The 17342-nt window shown below is 60.6% G+C and carries 16 protein-coding genes and 2 pseudogenes; 10 read left to right on the top strand and 8 right to left on the bottom strand.

Translation table 11 applies throughout. The annotated features are described in order from the left end of the window. The first annotated feature begins 10 nt into the window (after positions 1-10). The 10 genes from hutG to ACP6KB_RS25835 all read left to right on the top strand — a co-directional run bounded on the left by hutG (position 11) and on the right by ACP6KB_RS25835 (position 10929). Positions 11-814 carry an N-formylglutamate deformylase gene (gene hutG, locus ACP6KB_RS25880; RefSeq protein WP_442110422.1) on the top strand — a complete coding sequence of 268 codons (804 nt, stop codon included), beginning with the start codon at positions 11-13 and terminating at the stop codon, positions 812-814. Between the two features lie 169 nt (positions 815-983). Continuing rightward, positions 984-1955, top strand: a complete 972-nt coding sequence (pip, locus tag ACP6KB_RS25875) for a prolyl aminopeptidase (RefSeq protein WP_133211291.1) — start codon at positions 984-986, stop codon at positions 1953-1955. Further along, positions 1952-2389 carry a D-aminoacyl-tRNA deacylase gene (gene dtd / locus ACP6KB_RS25870; RefSeq protein ID WP_442110419.1) on the top strand — a complete coding sequence of 146 codons (438 nt, stop codon included), beginning with the start codon at positions 1952-1954 and terminating at the stop codon, positions 2387-2389. The genes pip and dtd overlap by 4 nt, the downstream gene beginning before the upstream one ends. A 261-nt stretch (positions 2390-2650) precedes the next feature. Then, on the top strand, positions 2651-4357 hold the full coding sequence (locus ACP6KB_RS25865; protein WP_442110417.1) for a glucan biosynthesis protein G: 1707 nt from the start codon (positions 2651-2653) through the stop codon (positions 4355-4357). After that, on the top strand, positions 4350-6923 hold the full coding sequence (gene mdoH, locus ACP6KB_RS25860; protein WP_442110415.1) for a glucans biosynthesis glucosyltransferase MdoH: 2574 nt from the start codon (positions 4350-4352) through the stop codon (positions 6921-6923). Before ACP6KB_RS25865 ends, mdoH begins: the two co-directional genes overlap by 8 nt. Positions 6924-7011: 88 nt before the next feature. Then, complete coding sequence (locus ACP6KB_RS25855; RefSeq protein ID WP_442107852.1) at positions 7012-7314, top strand: transposase; 303 nt, start codon at positions 7012-7014, stop codon at positions 7312-7314. Next, positions 7311-8147: an IS3 family transposase gene (locus tag ACP6KB_RS25850; RefSeq protein WP_442107850.1), complete on the top strand. Its 837-nt coding sequence runs from the start codon at positions 7311-7313 to the stop codon at positions 8145-8147. Before ACP6KB_RS25855 ends, ACP6KB_RS25850 begins: the two co-directional genes overlap by 4 nt. 209 nt (positions 8148-8356) lie before the next feature. Continuing rightward, a complete protein-coding gene (locus tag ACP6KB_RS25845) occupies positions 8357-9160 on the top strand; it encodes a transporter substrate-binding domain-containing protein (RefSeq protein WP_442110413.1) in 804 nt (267 codons plus the stop codon). Positions 9161-9239: 79 nt separating this feature from the next. After that, positions 9240-10202 carry an amino acid ABC transporter permease gene (locus ACP6KB_RS25840; RefSeq protein ID WP_442110412.1) on the top strand — a complete coding sequence of 321 codons (963 nt, stop codon included), beginning with the start codon at positions 9240-9242 and terminating at the stop codon, positions 10200-10202. Beyond that, the gene (locus ACP6KB_RS25835) at positions 10195-10929 is read left to right on the top strand and encodes an amino acid ABC transporter ATP-binding protein (protein ID WP_442114384.1); all 735 of its coding nucleotides are present in this window, start codon (positions 10195-10197) and stop codon (positions 10927-10929) included. Before ACP6KB_RS25840 ends, ACP6KB_RS25835 begins: the two co-directional genes overlap by 8 nt. Positions 10930-11008: 79 nt before the next feature. Here the strand turns inward: ACP6KB_RS25835 and ACP6KB_RS25830 are convergent, their stop codons facing one another. From ACP6KB_RS25830 to ACP6KB_RS25795, 8 genes and pseudogenes are all read right to left on the bottom strand, one after another. After that, positions 11009-11722, bottom strand: a complete 714-nt coding sequence (locus tag ACP6KB_RS25830; protein ID WP_442114383.1) for a methyl-accepting chemotaxis protein — start codon at positions 11720-11722, stop codon at positions 11009-11011. Positions 11723-11866: 144 nt separating this feature from the next. After that, positions 11867-12928 (bottom strand): annotated as a pseudogene (locus tag ACP6KB_RS25825) (methyl-accepting chemotaxis protein); the annotation flags it as partial. 269 nt (positions 12929-13197) lie between these two features. Beyond that, positions 13198-13911, bottom strand: a complete 714-nt coding sequence (locus ACP6KB_RS25820; protein ID WP_442114382.1) for a methyl-accepting chemotaxis protein — start codon at positions 13909-13911, stop codon at positions 13198-13200. Between the two features lie 141 nt (positions 13912-14052). Further along, positions 14053-15114: pseudogene (locus ACP6KB_RS25815) on the bottom strand (methyl-accepting chemotaxis protein); the annotation flags it as partial. A gap of 78 nt (positions 15115-15192) precedes the next feature. Continuing rightward, entirely contained in the window at positions 15193-15900 is a 708-nt protein-coding gene (locus ACP6KB_RS25810) for a 16S rRNA (uracil(1498)-N(3))-methyltransferase (RefSeq protein ID WP_442110410.1), read from the bottom strand. Beyond that, positions 15897-16688, bottom strand: a complete 792-nt coding sequence (tatC, locus tag ACP6KB_RS25805) for a twin-arginine translocase subunit TatC (protein ID WP_442110408.1) — start codon at positions 16686-16688, stop codon at positions 15897-15899. Before tatC ends, ACP6KB_RS25810 begins: the two co-directional genes overlap by 4 nt. After that, complete coding sequence (tatB, locus tag ACP6KB_RS25800; RefSeq protein WP_442110406.1) at positions 16685-17065, bottom strand: Sec-independent protein translocase protein TatB; 381 nt, start codon at positions 17063-17065, stop codon at positions 16685-16687. Before tatB ends, tatC begins: the two co-directional genes overlap by 4 nt. Positions 17066-17068: 3 nt before the next feature. After that, positions 17069-17338 carry a twin-arginine translocase TatA/TatE family subunit gene (locus ACP6KB_RS25795; RefSeq protein WP_010222335.1) on the bottom strand — a complete coding sequence of 90 codons (270 nt, stop codon included), beginning with the start codon at positions 17336-17338 and terminating at the stop codon, positions 17069-17071. Between the last annotated feature and the right edge of the window lie 4 nt (positions 17339-17342).

Raw genomic sequence — 17342 nt, 5'->3', positions numbered from 1 at the left:
AGGAGGGCCTATGGACAAGGTACTGAGCTTTCACCAAGGCAGCCTGCCGCTGCTGATCAGCATGCCGCACGCCGGCCTGCGCCTGACGCCGGTGGTCAAGGCCGGATTGGTAGCGCAAGCGCAAAGCCTGCCCGATACCGACTGGCATATTCCGCAGTTGTACGACTTTGCCCGTGAGCTGGGTGCCAGTGTGGTAGCGGCTGAATACTCGCGCTTTGTGATCGACCTGAACCGCCCGGACGACGATAAACCACTGTACGCCGGGGCTACTACAGGCCTGTATCCAGCCACACTGTTTGAAGGCGAGCCGCTGTTCCAGGCGGGCAAGGAGCCTTCGCCGGAAGAGCGTGCCGAGTACCTGGACAACATCTGGCGTCCTTACCACGAGACGATCGGCAAAGAGCTGGCGCGCCTGCGCGAGCAGTTCGGCTATGCGCTGCTGTGGGATGCGCACTCGATCCGCTCGCACATCCCGCACCTGTTCGAAGGCAAACTGCCCGACTTCAACCTTGGCACCTTCAATGGCGCCAGTTGTGATCCTCAGCTTGCCGAACGACTGCAAGACGTCTGCGCCACAGCCAAGCAGTACAGTCACGTACTCAATGGCCGCTTCAAAGGCGGCCACATCACCCGCCATTACGGCGACCCGGCCAACAATATCCATGCCGTGCAGCTGGAGTTGGCGCAGAGCACCTATATGGAAGAGGTCGAGCCGTTCAAGTATCGCGAAGACCTGGCGCAACCGACCCAGGTGGTGTTGCGTAAATTGCTGGAGACAGTGCTGGCCTGGGGACGGGAGCGTTACCAGGCCTGATCTTGGGAGGGAGCCAACGCCCCGACCTCAATCGATTCGTCTGTACTGACACCTGTGGGAACCGGCAAAGCGAGCAATAACGTCCCTGTGCGCAACACAGGGACATGCTCAAAGCGCAATTCAGGTTTATGATGCCCAACGGCAGAATAATTCCCACACGGAGTGCGTAATGCAGACCTTGTACCCGCAGATCAAACCTTACGCACGGCACGATCTGGCCGTGGAAGCACCGCATGTGCTGTATGTCGACGAGAGCGGTTCGCCGGAGGGTCTGCCGGTACTGTTCATCCATGGCGGCCCGGGTGCTGGCTGTGATGCCCAGAGCCGTTGCTACTTCGATCCCAACCTGTACCGGATCGTCACCTTCGATCAGCGTGGGTGCGGGCGCTCCACTCCCCATGCCAGCCTGGAAAACAACACCACCTGGCACCTGGTCGAAGACATGGAGCGCATCCGCAAGCACCTGGGTATCGAAAAGTGGGTGCTGTTCGGCGGCTCCTGGGGTTCGACCCTGGCCCTGGCCTATGCCCAGACGCACCCCGAGCGCGTTCACGGCCTGATTCTGCGCGGTATCTTCCTGTGCCGCCCGCAAGAAATCGAATGGTTCTACCAGGCTGGCGCCAGCCGCTTGTTCCCGGACTATTGGCAGGACTATATCGCGCCGATTCCGGCCGAAGAGCGCGGCGACCTGGTCAAAGCCTTCCACAAGCGCCTGACCGGCAACGACCAGATTGCCCAGATGCATGCAGCCAAGGCCTGGTCCACCTGGGAAGGCCGCACTGCAACGCTGCGCCCTAACCCGTTGGTGGTCGATCGGTTCTCTGAACCACAGCGGGCACTGTCGATCGCCCGTATCGAATGCCACTACTTCACCAATAATGCGTTCTTTGAACCAGACCAACTGATCCGTGACATGCCCAAGATCGCTCATTTGCCAGCCGTCATCGTGCATGGCCGCTACGACGTGATCTGCCCGCTGGACAACGCCTGGGCGCTGCACCAGGCCTGGCCGAACAGCGAATTGAAGGTGATTCGCGACGCTGGTCACGCTGCCTCCGAGCCGGGGATTACCGATGCGTTGGTGCGTGCTGCCGACCAGATGGCCCGGCGTTTGCTCGATCTGCCTCTGGAAGAAGCATGAAGGGGCTGCTGCAGCGCGTACGTGGTGCGCGGGTCGATGTCGAAGGCAAAACCGTAGGGGCGATTGACCAGGGTTTGTTGGTGTTGGTCGCCGTCGAGCCGGGCGACACCCAGGCGCACGCCGATAAATTGCTGCATAAGCTGCTTAACTATCGGGTGTTCAGCGACCCGCAGGGCAAGATGAACCTGTCGCTCAAGGATATCGACGGCGGGTTGCTGCTGGTTTCGCAGTTCACCCTGGCCGCAGATACCCAAAGTGGTCTGCGTCCAAGCTTTTCCACCGCGGCGCCTCCGGCGCTCGGTGCCGAACTGTTTGACTATTTATTGGCCCGGGCACAGGCGCAGCATGGCACGGTAGCCAGCGGTCTGTTCGGGGCTGACATGCAGGTGCATTTGGTCAATGATGGCCCGGTAACATTTATGTTACAAATCTGATGGCAAAAAACCCCTGTTTGCACGAAAACAAGGGGGTTTGTAGCATAAATAGTTTGCTTGGCCTGATGCGTTGTAACGCAGCCTGCTGGATAATCGCGCGCTTTAAGGACCTGCGTTCGTAGGTTCGTTTTACTCTGACTTGAGACTGTCCGGAACCGTTTGGGGAATCATTGCGCCCTTTCGGAGTCCGAACAGTGCTCGCCAACCTGGCATTTGTAGCTGGCCGTTGGTTTATTGATCTGTTTTCGGCGAGGGTTGCTCGTGATTGTAAGTCCCTGTAATGCACCAATAACCTCTGGCAATCGGCTGCGTAAAGCCTTGTTGGCAGGCGCAACACTGGTAGGCCTGCTCAGCGCTGGCCAGCTCTGGGCGTTCAACCTTGACGATGTTGCGGCCAAGGCGAAGGATCTTGCCGGGCAAAAGTACGAGGCGCCGAAAAGCAATTTGCCAGCCGTGTTCCGTGACATGAAGTACGGCGACTACCAGCAGATCCGCTTCCGCTCGGAAAAAGCCGAGTGGGCCAACGACAAGACGCCGTTCAAGCTGTCCTTCTATCACCAGGGCATGCATTTCGACACGCCGGTGAAAATCAACGAAGTGACCGCGACCAAGGTCGAGGAAATCAAGTACGACCCGAGCCGTTTCGATTTCGGCAACGTGCAGTTCGATGCCAAGGCCACCGAAAACCTCGGCTACGCCGGTTTCCGCGTGCTGTACCCGATCAACAAGGCCGACAAGCAGGATGAAATCATGACCCTGCTGGGGGCCAGCTATTTCCGCGTCGTCGGCAAGGGCCATGTCTACGGTCTGTCCGCCCGTGGCCTGGCGATCGACACCGCGCTGCCGTCGGGTGAAGAGTTCCCACGCTTCACCGAGTTCTGGATCGAGAAGCCAAAGCCTACCGACAAGCACCTGGTGATCTATGCGCTGCTCGACTCGCCGCGCTCCACCGGCGCCTACAAGCTGACCCTGCGTCCGGGCAGCGACACCATTGTCGACGTCAAGTCCAAGGTGTTCCTGCGTGACCACGTCAGCCGCCTGGGCATCGCCCCGCTGACCAGCATGTTCCTGTTCGGTGGCAACCAGCCGTCGAAGGTGCCGAACTACCGTCCGGCCCTGCACGACTCCGAAGGCCTGTCGATCCATGCCGGCAATGGCGAATGGCTGTGGCGTCCGCTGAACAACCCGAAACACCTGGCCGTGAGCAACTTCAGCGTTGAAAACCCACGTGGTTTCGGCCTGCTGCAGCGTCAGCGCGAGTTCAGCCAGTTCGAAGACCTCGATGACAACTACCAGAAGCGCCCAAGTGCCTGGATCGAGCCGGTGGGTGACTGGGGCAAGGGTACCGTCGATCTGGTCGAGATTCCGACCGCCGATGAAACCAACGACAACATCGTTGCCTTCTGGAGCCCGGAAAAGCTGCCGGAGCCAGGTACGCCGTTCGAATACGCCTACCGTCTACACTGGACTATCGACGAGTCCGAGTTCCACTCGCCGAACCTGGGTTGGGTCAAGCAGACCCTGCGTTCGACCGGTGACGTCAAGCAGTCCAACCTGATTCGCCAGCCAGACGGCAGCATTGCCTTCCTGGTCGACTTTGAAGGCCCGGTGCTGGCTAAACTGCCGGAAGACACTGCTGTTCGTAGTCAGGTCAGCCTTGGTGACAACGCTGAACTGGTGGAAAATAACCTGCGCTACAACCCGGAAATCAAAGGCTGGCGCCTGACCTTGCGGATGAACGTCAAGGATCCGAGCAAGTCCGTTGAAATGCGTGCAGCGCTGCTGCGTGACGTTCCGGTCGAGCCTGCCAAGCCGGCTAAACAGGACAAGGCTGCGGCCAAGACCGCCAAAGCCGAGAAACCTGCCGAGCAACCTGCCGCCGATGCGGCGTCCACCACTGGGGCACCGGCCACCACCGAACAGGTGCTGACCGAGACCTGGAGCTATCAGTTGCCTGCCGATGAGTAACTCTCAAGCACGGCCAGAATCGCTTGGCGAATACCTGGCCCACTTACCACTGAGCGATGAGCAGCGGGCAGAACTTGCCAGCTGCACCTCGTTCAGCGAGCTGCATCAACGATTGTCGGCGCAGCCGGGCACCCGTGACGCCGAAGCCGTACAGGCTTCGGTGGGTGAGCGGCTGACGCTGACCTGCGCCCAGGACATGCACGACGCCGAGATGCTGGCCGTCGATGCCAGTGGCCGGGTGTGCCTGAAAGCGACGCCGCCAATCCGCCGCACACGGGTGATTCCCGAGCCGTGGCGCACCAATATTCTGATCCGCGCCTGGCGCCGCCTGACCGGGCGCACCAACGCGCCGCCCCCGCCCAAGCGCGAGCTGCCAAAGGCGCGCTGGCGCTGGGTCGGCTCGATGCGCCGCTACATTCTGCTGGCGCTGATGCTCGGGCAGACCATCGTTGCCGGTTGGTACATGAAAGGCATCTTGCCGTACCAGGGCTGGTCGTTTGTGGACCTTGATGAAGTCATGCACCAGTCGCTGATGCAGACCATCACCCAGGTCTGGCCGTATGCGCTGCAGACCAGCATCCTGATTCTGTTCGGCATCCTGTTCTGCTGGGTGTCAGCCGGGTTCTGGACGGCGTTGATGGGCTTTCTTGAGCTGTTGACCGGGCGCGACAAGTACCGCATTTCCGGCAGCAGCGCCGGTAACGAGCCGATCGAGGCCGGTGCGCGTACCGCCATCGTCATGCCGATCTGCAACGAAGACGTCCCACGGGTGTTTGCCGGCTTGCGCGCGACGTTCGAGTCGGTTGCCGCCACCGGTGACCTGGACCGCTTCGATTTCTTTGTCCTCAGTGACACCAACGACACCGATATTGCCGTGGCCGAACAACAGGCGTGGCTGGAAGTCTGCCGTGAAGCCAAAGGCTTCGGGCGGATCTTCTACCGTCGCCGTCGTCGCCGGGTGAAACGCAAAAGCGGCAACCTCGACGACTTCTGCCGTCGCTGGGGTGGCGACTACCGTTACATGGTGGTCCTCGACGCGGACAGCGTGATGAGTGGCGAATGCCTGACCAGCCTGGTGCGCTTGATGGAAGCCAACCCGGATGCCGGGATCATCCAGACCGCGCCGAAAGCCTCGGGCATGGATACCCTGTATGCGCGCATGCAGCAGTTCGCAACGCGCGTCTACGGCCCACTGTTCACCGCTGGCCTGCACTTCTGGCAGCTGGGTGAGTCGCATTACTGGGGGCACAACGCGATCATCCGCATGAAGCCGTTCATCGAGCACTGCGCCCTGGCGCCGTTGCCGGGCAAGGGTGCGTTCGCCGGTGCGATCCTCTCCCACGACTTCGTCGAAGCTGCGCTGATGCGCCGTGCCGGCTGGGGCGTGTGGATTGCCTACGACTTGCCGGGCAGCTACGAAGAGCTGCCGCCCAACCTGCTCGATGAGCTCAAGCGCGACCGGCGCTGGTGCCACGGCAACCTGATGAACTTCCGCCTGTTCCTGGTCAAGGGCATGCACCCGGTGCACCGTGCGGTGTTCCTCACCGGCGTGATGTCGTACCTGTCGGCACCGCTATGGTTCTTCTTCCTGGTGCTGTCGACGGCGTTGCTGGCGACCAACACCCTGATGGAGCCGCAGTACTTCCTTGAGCCGCGTCAGCTCTACCCGTTGTGGCCACAGTGGCATCCGGAGAAGGCCATTGCGCTGTTCTCCACCACCATTGTCTTGTTGTTCCTGCCCAAACTGCTCAGCGTCATCCTGATCTGGGCCAAGGGTGCGAAAGAGTTCGGTGGGCGCTTCAAAGTCACCCTGTCGATGCTGCTGGAGATGCTGTTCTCCATGCTGCTGGCGCCGGTGCGGATGATTTTCCACACCCGTTTCGTTCTGGCCGCGTTCCTCGGCTGGGCGGCGACCTGGAACTCGCCGCAACGTGACGATGACTCCACGCCGTGGAGCGAGGCGGTGCGCCGTCATGGCCCGCAAACCTTGCTGGGTGTGGCCTGGGCTCTGCTGGTGGCGTGGTTGAACCCGAGCTTCCTGTGGTGGCTGGTGCCGATTGTCGGTTCGCTGATGCTGTCGATCCCGGTGTCGGTGATCTCCAGCCGCGTGCACCTGGGCCTGCGTGCCAAGGATGAAAGCCTGTTCCTGATCCCTGAGGAATACGCGACGCCACGCGAGCTACTGGCAACCGATGAGTACACCCACGAGAACCGCTGGCACGCCATGCACGACGGTTTTGCCCGGGCGGTGGTCGATCCGCAGCAAAACGCCCTGGCCTGTGCCCTGGCCACGGCGCGTCACGGTGTCGCGGCGCCGATCGAGGCGTTGCGTGCCGAGCGTATCGGTAAGGCGCTGGAGGTCGGCCCAGGCAATCTGGACGGCAATACCCGTCTGGCCCTGCTCAGTGATCCGGTCGCCTTGGCGCGCCTGCACAACCGGGTCTGGGCTGAGAGCAACGAGGCCTGGCTGGACGTTTGGCGCAAGTCGATCGCCAACGATCCGCACTCGCCGTTGCTGCCTCTGCATCCGGAGCCTGAGGCGCAGCCTTCTTTGGCCAGCGCCTGATTGATCGCGGGGCAAGCTGAACTGGCCTAATGATCCTGGACACCTCAATCGGGCGCTATGATGGCGCCCAAACCTGAGGTGTTTGGATATGCGTAATTCTTACTCGAGTGACTTCAAGCTACAGGCGGCCAGCATGGTGCTGGACGAAGGCCAATCAGTTCCACAGGTCTGTGCCAGTTTAGGCATTGGCCCTACAGCGTTGCGTCGTTGGGTCGATCAACTGCGCCAGGAGCGTCAAGGCTTAACCCCTGTGGGTGCCAAGGCAATAACGGCAGACCAGCAGGAAATCCAACGGCTCAAAGCCCTGCTCAAGCAGAAAGACCGGGATATCGAAATCCTAAAAAAGGCCAGCGCTCTCCTGCTTTTGGACGCCAAAGATCACTCGCGTTGATCGATGAGCTGGGTGAGCAATACGGCGTTAATGAGTGTTGTCGGGTGCTTGGGGTCAGCCGCAGCAGTTTCTACTGCTGGCGCCAGCGTAAGGACCGGCGTTACCCCGGACGGGAAAAACTCAAGGCCCAGTTGATCAGACATCATCGTGAGTCGAGAGGGGCGGCAGGTTCGCGCACCTTGGCCAAGATGCTGCAAGCCAGTGGACACCCAGTCGGCCGCTTCAAGGCGCGCCGCCTGATGCAAGAAGCTGGGATCAGCAGCCGTCAACGCAGACGCCACAAATACAAATCTTCAGGCGTTGAAGCCCTGACCGCACCGCACGAGCTCAAACGGCAATTCGATGTGCGGGCGACAAATGAGGTCTGGTGCGGAGATGTAACGTACATCAAGGCTGGTAAGCGCTGGCTGTACTTCGCGGCTGTCTTGGACTTGTTTGCACGGCGGATTGTCGGCTGGTCGTTCTCGATGATCTCGGATGCTGAACTGACCTGCGCGGCCTTACGCATGGCAACCGAGCTGCGCGGACGCCCCAAGGGTGTGCTATTTCACTCTGACCAAGGCTGTCAGTACACCAGCCACAAGTTCAGAAATGAGCTGCGCGAGCATGGGCACCGGCAGAGCATGAGCCGTAAAGGCGAGTGCTGGGACAACGCCCCGATGGAGCGGTTTTTTGGAAGCCTGAAATCTGAGTGGGTACCCGAAGATGGCTACGACTCGGAGCATGAGGCCCGAATGGATGTGCAGCGCTTTATCACCCGCTACAACACCACTAGGCCTCACAGCTACAACGGATACCGGTCGCCGGTCGAGGCAGAGAAGCTGGCGGCGTAAACCTTAACGGGTGTCCAGGATTACTTGACCAGTTCAAGCCCGCTCCTACACCCTGTAGGAGCGGGCTTGCCCCGCGTTTTGTTTAAGCCCTTTTTCTGATACCCACAACGCTGTCCATGCGTTAGCATCCCTCCCGATATCTCGCACCCGTCTGTAGGACGGTTCGCGCCAAGAATAAAATTCGAGCTTTCTTGCTGGGGGATCTGGTGATGTTCAAGAAATATCTGTCGATGCTGCTGGTCGGCGTCACCGCACTGATGGCAGTCAATGCCGCACAGGCGGCCGGCGCTATTGATGAGGCGGTCAAGCGCGGTACCCTGCGTGCGGGCATGGACCCGACCTATATGCCGTTCCAGATGACCAACAAGCGCGGCGAAATCGTCGGCTTCGAAGTCGATATCCTCAAGGCCATGGCCAAGTCCATGGGCGTCAAGCTGGAGATGGTTTCCACCGCCTACGACGGCATCATTCCGGCCCTGATGACCGACAAGTTCGACATCATCAGCAGCGGCATGACCCTGACTCAAGAGCGCAACCTGAAGCTGAACTTCAGCGAACCCTTCATCGTGGTCGGTCAAACCCTGTTGATCCGCAAGGAACTGGCTGGCGAAATCAAGTCCTACAAAGACTTGAACAACGAGAAGTACCGCCTGACCTCCAAGCTCGGTACCACCGGTGAGATGGTCGCCAAGAAGCTGATCGGCAAAGCCAAGTACCACGGTTACGACAACGAGCAAGAAGCGGTGATGGACGTGGTCAACGGCAAGGCCGATGCCTTCGTTTACGACGCGCCGTACAACGTCGTTGCAGTCAACAAAGCCGGTGCGGGCAAGCTGCTGTTCCTCGACAAGCCGTTCACCTTCGAACCCCTGGCCTTTGGCCTGAAGAAAGGCGACTACGACAGCCTGAACTTCATCAACAATTTCCTGCACCAGATCAAGCACGACGGTACCTACGATCGCATCCACGACAAGTGGTTCAAGGACACCGCCTGGCTCAAGGACATGGAATAAGGCCGAGGCACCACGCCCGGTTTGAAACCCGACGCGCAGGCCAAGCCCTGCGCGTTCGCTTTTACGGAAGTACCCTGACGTGATCAAACACAAGAAAGCCCAGTGGCCCTGGCACGGGCTGACCGCATTGGTTCTGGTGGGCCTGGCGCTGAGCCTGTACTACGCGACCTCGACGATCTCCTATGAGTGGAGCTGGAATCGGGTGCCGCAGTATTTCGCCTACCAGGCCGAAGTGGCCCAGCGCGCAAGCGAGAATGGCACCATCGAGTCGATCACCAACAAAGGTGACATGGCCAGCGTTACGCTGCGCGACGAAAGTGGTGGCGAGCAAGTGTTCGACGTCGAATCGGCCAGCCTGTTGCTGTCGCGCGGTGACGACGTGGCTGAAGGCGACCTGATCGGTGTGACCCATCACTGGGCTGCAGGCCCGCTGGCCTGGGGCCTGTGGACCACGATCTGGATTTCTGTGGCCTCGGGCATTCTGGGCCTGGTGATCGGCTTGTTCGCCGGGTTGTGCCGGTTGTCCAACAACCCGACCCTGCGCGACCTGTCGACGGTGTATGTCGAGCTGGTGCGCGGTACGCCGCTGCTGGTTCAGATCTTTATCTTCTACTTTTTCATCGGTACGGTGCTCAACCTCTCCCGCGAGTTTGCCGGGGTGGCTGCGCTGGCCTTGTTCACCGGCGCGTATGTTGCCGAAATCGTCCGTGCTGGTGTGCAGTCGATCGCCAAAGGGCAGGGCGAAGCGGCCCGTTCGTTGGGTTTGAGCGCCGGTCAGTCGATGCGCCATGTGGTGCTGCCACAAGCCTTCAAACGCGTGCTGCCACCGCTGGCCGGGCAATTCATCAGCCTGGTCAAGGACACCTCGCTGGTGTCGGTGATTGCCATTACCGAACTGACCAAGAGCGGCCGCGAAGCGATCACCACCTCGTTCTCGACGTTCGAGATCTGGTTCTGCGTCGCCGGGCTGTACCTGTTGATCAACCTGCCGCTGTCGCAGATTGCTGGCCGGCTTGAGCGGAGGCTTGCGCAAAGTGATTGAAGTCCGTGATCTGGTAAAAGTCTTCGATACCCGGGGCCAAGTGGTGCGTGCTGTCGATCACGTCAGCACCAACGTGGCCAAGGGTGAAGTATTGGTGGTGCTAGGGCCTTCGGGCTCGGGCAAATCGACCTTCCTGCGTTGCCTTAACGGCCTGGAGTCGTTCGACGAAGGCACTGTGGCAATCGATGGTCTGCAACTGGCTGACCCGAAGACCGACGTCAACGCCTACCGCCGTGAAGTCGGCATGGTGTTTCAGCACTTCAACCTGTTCCCGCACATGACCGTGCTGGAGAACCTGTGCCTGGCGCAGAAAGTGGTGCGTAAACGCAGCAAGGTTGAGCGTGAGGCCAAGGCCCGTGCATTGCTGGAGAAAGTCGGTATTGGCCAGAAGGCCAATGAATACCCCTCGCGCCTGTCCGGTGGGCAGCAGCAGCGGGTCGCCATTGCCCGGGCGTTGGCGATGGACCCGAAAGTCATGTTGTTCGATGAGCCCACTTCGGCGCTCGACCCGGAAATGGTCGGGGAAGTACTCGACGTCATGAAAACCCTGGCCCTGGAAGGCATGACCATGGTTTGCGTGACCCACGAAATGGGCTTCGCCCGTGAAGTGGCGGACCGCGTGTTGTTCTTCGACCATGGCAAATTGCTGGAAGACTCGCCGCCTGAGGCGTTCTTCACCTCGCCCAAAGACCTGCGGGCCCAAGCCTTCCTGCGCCAGGTGCTGTAACCCGGTAGGAGCGGGCTTGCCCCGCGATTGCGGTATGCCTGACACACCGCAATCGCGGGGCAAGCCCGCTCCTACAGGGTTACAGGTTGAAGCGTCCTGCCAGTGTCTGCAGGTGACGGCCCAGCCGTGCCAGTTCAGCCGTGGACGCCGCCGTTTGTTCACTGGCTGTACTGGTCTGGTCCGACACTTCGCGTACGTTGATCACACTGCGGTTGATCTCTTCAGCAACGGCACTCTGCTCTTCGCTGGCCGTGGCAATCTGCTGGTTCATCCCCTGAATGTTCGACACCGTGTGGGTAATCTGCCCCAGCGCGTCGCCTGCCTTGCGGCTCAATTCGACACTGTCGCGGGTCAGGTTCTTGCTGTTGTCGAGCAGGCGGGTAACCTGATCGGTGCCTTCATGCAGGTTGCCGATCAACAATTCGATCTCTTCGGTTGATTGTTGGGTGCGTTGCGCCAACCCGCGGACTTCATCGGCGACTACGGCGAAGCCACGTCCCGCTTCCCCCGCCCGTGCGGCCTCGATGGCCGCGTTGAGTGCCAGCAGGTTGGTTTGCTCCGACACCGACTTGATCACATCCAGAATGCTGCCGATACGCTGGCTTTCACCGGCCAGTTGATGCATGGCGCTGATCGAGTGGTCCATCTGTTTGGCCAGCTCTTCAATCTGCTCCACTGCCTCGCTTACCACGCGGTCACCGAGTTGTGCCTGCTGGTCCGCCGCGGTCGCCGCTTGTGAGGCTTGTTCGGCACTACGCGCAACCTCATGAACGGTGGCGCTCATCTGGTTCATGGCCGTGGCAACCTGGTCGGTTTCATCTTTTTGCTGGGCGACCCTGACCTTGGTCTGTTCGCTGACCGCCGCCAGCTGCTCGACTGCCGCAGACAACTGGCTGATGCCCTGGTCGATACCGCCGAGCAATTCGCGCAGGCTCAGGGTCATGGCATACATGCTGTTCTGCAATTGGCCCATTTCGTCGCGTCGCTGGACCTTCTCGGCGTGCTGCAGGTCGCCCTTGGCAATCCGGGCGGCCAACGCCAGCGTGTGTTTGAGCGGTGTGGTGATCTGCAAGGTGATCAACCACGCGGCCAGGCTGCCAAAGATCAACGCCAAGGCGGCCTGAAGCGTCAGGCCCGCCTCGGCCTGTACCGCTTCAGTGTCGCGCTGTTCGATCTGGTGTTCACTCAGTGCACCGCTGGTATCACGCAGCTGGATGCCTAGCTGTTCCAGGCGGCCCTGCAGCTGCTCCACCTCAATGGCAGCGCGACGATACTGATCAAGGCTGCTTTGATAGCCAGAGAGTGCCGAGCGCAGGTTATCCAGCGCGGTCCCTGACAGGCCGTGTTGCTGCATCAGTTGCGCCAGTTGTACAACGGCCTGCACAGCGGCCTCGACGGCAATCTGGCCGACAGCGCTGTAGCTGTCGATGGGGTCGAAGGTATAGGCCGGTGCCAGGCTCTGCTGGTTGGCGACGTCGATGTGTCGCGTGAAGGCTTCGATCAGGTTCAGCAGACGGCCTTGGGCGCTTTGTTGTCTATCGTCGCGCAGGTTCACCAGCACCTGGCTCTGCAGCGCGTCACTCAGTTCGACCAGGCGCTGTTCAGCCGCGTGCATGGCCTGTTGTCGCGTAAGGCGTAACGCTACCGCTTGCTGCAGTTGTGCAAAGCCCTGGGTAAAGCCCTGAACGGTTTGCAGCATGCTGGCAATCATCTGCCGATCTTCGGGCGCTTCATAGCGCTCGCGCATGCTTGTCAGCAGTGTGTGCAGGGCGGCCAGTGACTGCTCGACCTGGGCCTTGCTCTGGGCATCACTGAGTACCCGAAAGGTGATGCGTTCGGCCCTGAGGTCTTTACCCGTGGCGTTGAGGTGGGCGATTTCCTGAAGTTTTTCCGAGCGCACAATGGCGCCTTCCAGCGCGTGCCAGCCACTGAAGGTGATCAATAGTGTCAGTACCAGGACCAAGGCAAAAGCCAGGGTCAGTTTCAGCCTGACGCTCATGTTGCCTAGCATCCGATTCATAGCTCCGAACATGGAGGGGCTCCTGCAGTTTTGGGGAGCAGACGCCATGAAGGGTTCAGGCGCTGCCCCTTGCTGATCGGCAGACATGCAGCGGCCTAGACCTGCAAACCGTGTAGGAGATTTCGCCCTGATAGGTCAGGAAAACGGCTGAATTTCGGGGTATGTAGGAAGGTTGCCCAAAGGCAGATTGCCTGAACGGCGAGAGGTCCAACCTGTGCTACACAATGCGGTAGCACAGGTTGTTTAGCTCAGAGCTGGAATTTGCCTACAAGGCCCTGCAGGTGAGTGCCCAGGCGTGCCAGCTCGACGCTGGAGGCTGCAGTTTCCTCGCTGGCAGCGGAGGTTTGGTCCGACACGTCGCGCACGTTCATGACGCTGCGGTTGATCTCTTCTGCCACCGCGCTCTGCTGCTCGGCTGCCGCCGCGATCTGCTGGTTCATGGCCTGGATCGAAGAGACGGTGCGGGTAATGGTGTCCAGAGAAGTGCCGGCGCGACGGGTCAGCTCGACGCTACTATCGGTCAGGTTGCGGCTGGCATCCATGGTGCTGGCGACCTGTTGCGTGCCGCTTTGCAAACCGGCAATCAAGGCTTCGATCTCTTCGGTCGATTGCTGGGTGCGTTGAGCCAGGCTGCGCACTTCATCGGCGACCACGGCAAAGCCACGTCCGGCCTCGCCTGCGCGGGCAGCTTCGATAGCCGCGTTGAGGGCCAGCAGGTTGGTTTGCTGGGCGACCGACTTGATGACATCGAGCACGCTGCCGATCTTGTCGCTCTCACTCTTGAGCAGGCCCATCGCCTCGCTGGAGAGATTCATTTCGTTGGCCAGGCGCTCGATCTGGGCAATGGCTTCACCGACCACACGATCGCCTTCACGGGCCTGCTGATCGGCCACCAGAGCGGCCTCCGAGGCTTCTTCGGCATTGCGTGCGACTTCTTGCACGGTGGCCGCCATTTCGTTCATGGCGGTGGCCACCTGATCGGTCTCGACCTTTTGGTTGTTGACCCCGGCGCTGGTTTGCTCGGTCACCGCCGAGAGCTCTTCAGCTGCACTGGCGATCTGCGTGACACCGTCACCGATGCCACCAATCAACTCGCGCAGGCTGACAGTCATGCGTTGCATGCTGTGTTGCAACTGACCCAACTCGTCACGACGCTCGACCACCAGATCATGGCGCAAGTCGCCACTGGCAACGCGGTCGGCGGCATTGAGGGTCTGGCGCAGCGGAATAATGATCTGGCGGGTGATGGCCCAGGCAGCGAGCATGCCGAACAGCAAGGCAATCGCCGTGGCCAGGGTGAGCGTGGATTTCGCATGTTGCGATTCTTCGTCGCGCAGTTGCGTCAGTGTGCTGGTCAAATGCTGGCTTTGCTCCAGCAGGATCTGGCCTTGCGCAGCCATTTGCTGAGCAGCTTGTTCCGAGGCATTTTGTGCGCTGCCGAACTCGATCACCGCCGCTCGGTAATTGCCCAGCGCGCGAGCCGCCTGGTTGAGATTGCCGGTGTAGCTCGCTGGCAGTACATCGGCCAACGTCTTGAGTTGGGAGACGGCCTGGTCAATGGCTTCAAGCGCGGTTTGCTGAAACTCGGCCTTGCCGCTGTAGGTGTAGCCGCGCACCTGGAAGCGTGCCTGCTGCAGCAGTTTGTTTGCCCCCACGACACTGTTGAACAGGTTCAGGTCGCTACCGCTGAGCAACTGCTGCTCGACCTCGGTCGTCAGCTTTGCCGCTTCATCGGCACTGCTGCCCAGTACTGCACGGGCGGCCTCACGCTGGCGCGCGGCTTTCTCGGCACTGTCGAGGGCAAGGCGGTACTGGCGCACGGCTTCTTTCTGCTGCTCGATGCGGCGCAGGTTCTCGGGCAGGACAATGCGTTGGCCAACCTGCTGCAGTTGACGCTCAAGGTTCGCCAGGGCGTTTTCGAGGTTCTGCGCCGAGGCGTCATCAGCCTTGAGCTGCAGGTTTTGCCGGGCGATGCGCAGTTCAAGGGTGGCCTGCAGCACCTGGGAGATGCCACCCAGGGTGTCGCCACGGTTGATAATGCCGTTAACGCCCTGCCAGCCGGTCAGGGTAATGCTCAAGGTCAGGAGCAGAACCAGGCCGAAGCCGATGCCGAGTTTTCGATTGACGCTCACGTTGCTCAGGTGCTGGGCTAACCAACGGTACATGGTGGGACTCCAATGCGATCGGCGAGGCGATTTGTTGTTCTGGTGCCCTTGCATCGGCGCCAGATCGCAAAACTGAAGTCAGAACAGACGAGCGAGCAAGGCGGTGACTGCAGTCTCTACGCGCAGAATGCGCTCACCCAGTTGCACGGGGGTAAGACCGGCCTTGCCCAGCAAGTCGATCTCGTAGGGAATCCAGCCGCCTTCCGGGCCGATTGCCAGGGTAACGGGCTCGTTCAGACCACGCGGGCAGGGCGGGAATGGCCCGGGGTGGCCGACCAGACCGAGGGTACCCTCAGCGATGGCGGGCAGGCGGTCTTCGACGAACGGCTTGAAGCGCTTTTCGATGATGACCTCGGGCAGCACCGTGTCACGCGTCTGTTCCAGGCCCAGAATCAGCTGCTCGCGGATCGCCTCGGGCTCCAGGAACGGTGTTTGCCAGAAGCTTTTCTCGACCCGGTAGCTGTTGACCAGAATCAGTTTCGGCACGCCCATGGTGGCGACGGTCTGGAACACCCGGCGCAGCATCTTCGGGCGTGGCAAGGCCAGCACCAGAGTCAACGGCAGTTTGGTCGGCGGTTCGCGGTCGAAGGTGACCGACAATTCCGCCTCATGGCCTTCCAGACGCTCTACCCGGGCTTCGCCCATGCGTGCGCCAATGCGTCCGACGCGCAGCGTATCGCCGACGGCTACACGGTGAATCTCCTGCATGTGGGTAAAGCGCCGATCAGCCAGAACGACGCGATCGGCCGCGATGAAATCGGCTTCTTCGAGTAACAGCAGGTTCACGGTTGAGTCGCTGGCGGCTGGTCGTTGTGGTCGTCAGTGGCGTCTTCCGGATGCTCGCCGCGCTTGCGGATCAGCCCGCCAAACAACACGCCGATCTCGAACAGTAGCCACATGGGCACCGCCAGCAAGGTCTGCGAGAAGATGTCGGGTGGCGTAAGGATCATGCCGACCACGAAGCAGCCGATGATCACGTACGGACGGATCTTCTTCAGGTACTTCACATCGACGACGCCGATCCACACCAGCAAGACCACCGCAACGGGGATCTCGAAGGCCACGCCGAAGGCAAAGAACAGGGTCATGACAAAGTCCAGGTAGCTGGCAATGTCGGTCATCATCGACACCCCTTCAGGGGTGGCGCTGGCGAAGAAACCAAAAATCAGCGGGAACACCAGGAAATAGGCAAAGGCCATCCCGGCGTAGAACAGGATGATGCTGGAGATCAGCAACGGGATGGCAATGCGCTTTTCATGACGGTACAGACCCGGTGCGATAAAGCCCCAGATCTGCTGGAGAATCAGCGGGATCGCCAGAAACAGCGAAACGATCATGGTCAGCTTGAACGGCGTCAGGAACGGCGAGGCCACGTCGGTGGCAATCATCGTGGCGTTGGCCGGCAGGTGCTCACGCAGTGGCGCCGACACCAGGGTGTAGATCTGCTGCGCGAAGGAAAACAGCCCGGCGAAGATCAGGAAGATGGCCGCGACGCAACGCAGCAGGCGCGTACGCAGCTCGGTGAGGTGCGAAACCAGCGGCATCGGCTGGTCGTTTTCCGGAATATCGCTCATGGGGCTCGCGGCGGCTGTGTCGGTTCGGTGGTTGCGCTGGCAGCCGGTGTGCTTTCGGCGCTGGCGACAGGTGAGGGCGGGACGGCTTCGCTGTTGGCTACCGGCGCCGCAGGGGCTTCAGGGCTGACGCTCTGCGGGTTGAGGATCCGGCGCGCTTCCTGCTCCATGGAGAGGATGTGCTCGTTGTGCAATTGACGGCGGATGTCATCGGCGCCGATTTCGCGTTCCACTTCCTGCTTGATGCTATTGAAGCTGCGCTTGAGACGGCCAATCCACAGGCCAGCCGTACGCGCGGCCCCCGGCAAGCGCTCAGGGCCGAGTACCAGCAGGGCGACGAGGCCCACGAGCAACAGTTCGCTGAAGCTGATCCCGAACATTGATCAATCTTTCCTGATCGGCTCTTCGACCTTGTGCGCCTGGCCGTCGATGGTTTGCGGCTGGTTCAATGGCGAAGTGGCTTGTGGCTGAACGGGTTGCACCGGCGGTGGGGTTTGTTCGGCCGGTTTGGTTTCTTCTTCGTTCATGGCTTTCTTGAAGCCCTTGATCGATTCACCCAGGTCGCTGCCGAAGTTTTTCAGCTTCTTGGTACCGAACACCAGTACCACCACGACCAACAGGACGATCCAGTGTTTCCAGTCAAAAATACCCATGGTG

Origin of the sequence: Pseudomonas sp. NUPR-001 (assembly GCF_052147955.1) — a bacterium.
In the GTDB taxonomy this organism is placed as follows: domain Bacteria; phylum Pseudomonadota; class Gammaproteobacteria; order Pseudomonadales; family Pseudomonadaceae; genus Aquipseudomonas.
The sequence above is the reverse complement of the archived record's forward strand: the minus strand, read 5'-3'. Positions and strand labels throughout refer to the sequence as shown.

Excerpts from the sequence above, each read along its gene's own strand:
- mdoH (WP_442110415.1), top strand. The coding sequence starts at position 4,350 with ATGAGTAACTCTCAAGCACGGCCAGAATCGCTTGGCGAATACCTGGCC.
- ACP6KB_RS25830 (WP_442114383.1), bottom strand. The coding sequence starts at position 11,722 with ATGAACCAGATGAGCGCCACCGTTCATGAGGTTGCGCGTAGTGCCGAA.
- tatB (WP_442110406.1), bottom strand. The coding sequence starts at position 17,065 with ATGTTCGGGATCAGCTTCAGCGAACTGTTGCTCGTGGGCCTCGTCGCC.
- ACP6KB_RS25820 (WP_442114382.1), bottom strand. The coding sequence starts at position 13,911 with ATGAACGAAATGGCGGCCACCGTGCAAGAAGTCGCACGCAATGCCGAA.
- tatC (WP_442110408.1), bottom strand. The coding sequence starts at position 16,688 with ATGAGCGATATTCCGGAAAACGACCAGCCGATGCCGCTGGTTTCGCAC.
- ACP6KB_RS25855 (WP_442107852.1), top strand. The coding sequence starts at position 7,012 with ATGCGTAATTCTTACTCGAGTGACTTCAAGCTACAGGCGGCCAGCATG.
- ACP6KB_RS25845 (WP_442110413.1), top strand. The coding sequence starts at position 8,357 with ATGTTCAAGAAATATCTGTCGATGCTGCTGGTCGGCGTCACCGCACTG.
- pip (WP_133211291.1), top strand. The coding sequence starts at position 984 with ATGCAGACCTTGTACCCGCAGATCAAACCTTACGCACGGCACGATCTG.
- dtd (WP_442110419.1), top strand. The coding sequence starts at position 1,952 with ATGAAGGGGCTGCTGCAGCGCGTACGTGGTGCGCGGGTCGATGTCGAA.
- hutG (WP_442110422.1), top strand. The coding sequence starts at position 11 with ATGGACAAGGTACTGAGCTTTCACCAAGGCAGCCTGCCGCTGCTGATC.
- ACP6KB_RS25795 (WP_010222335.1), bottom strand. The coding sequence starts at position 17,338 with ATGGGTATTTTTGACTGGAAACACTGGATCGTCCTGTTGGTCGTGGTG.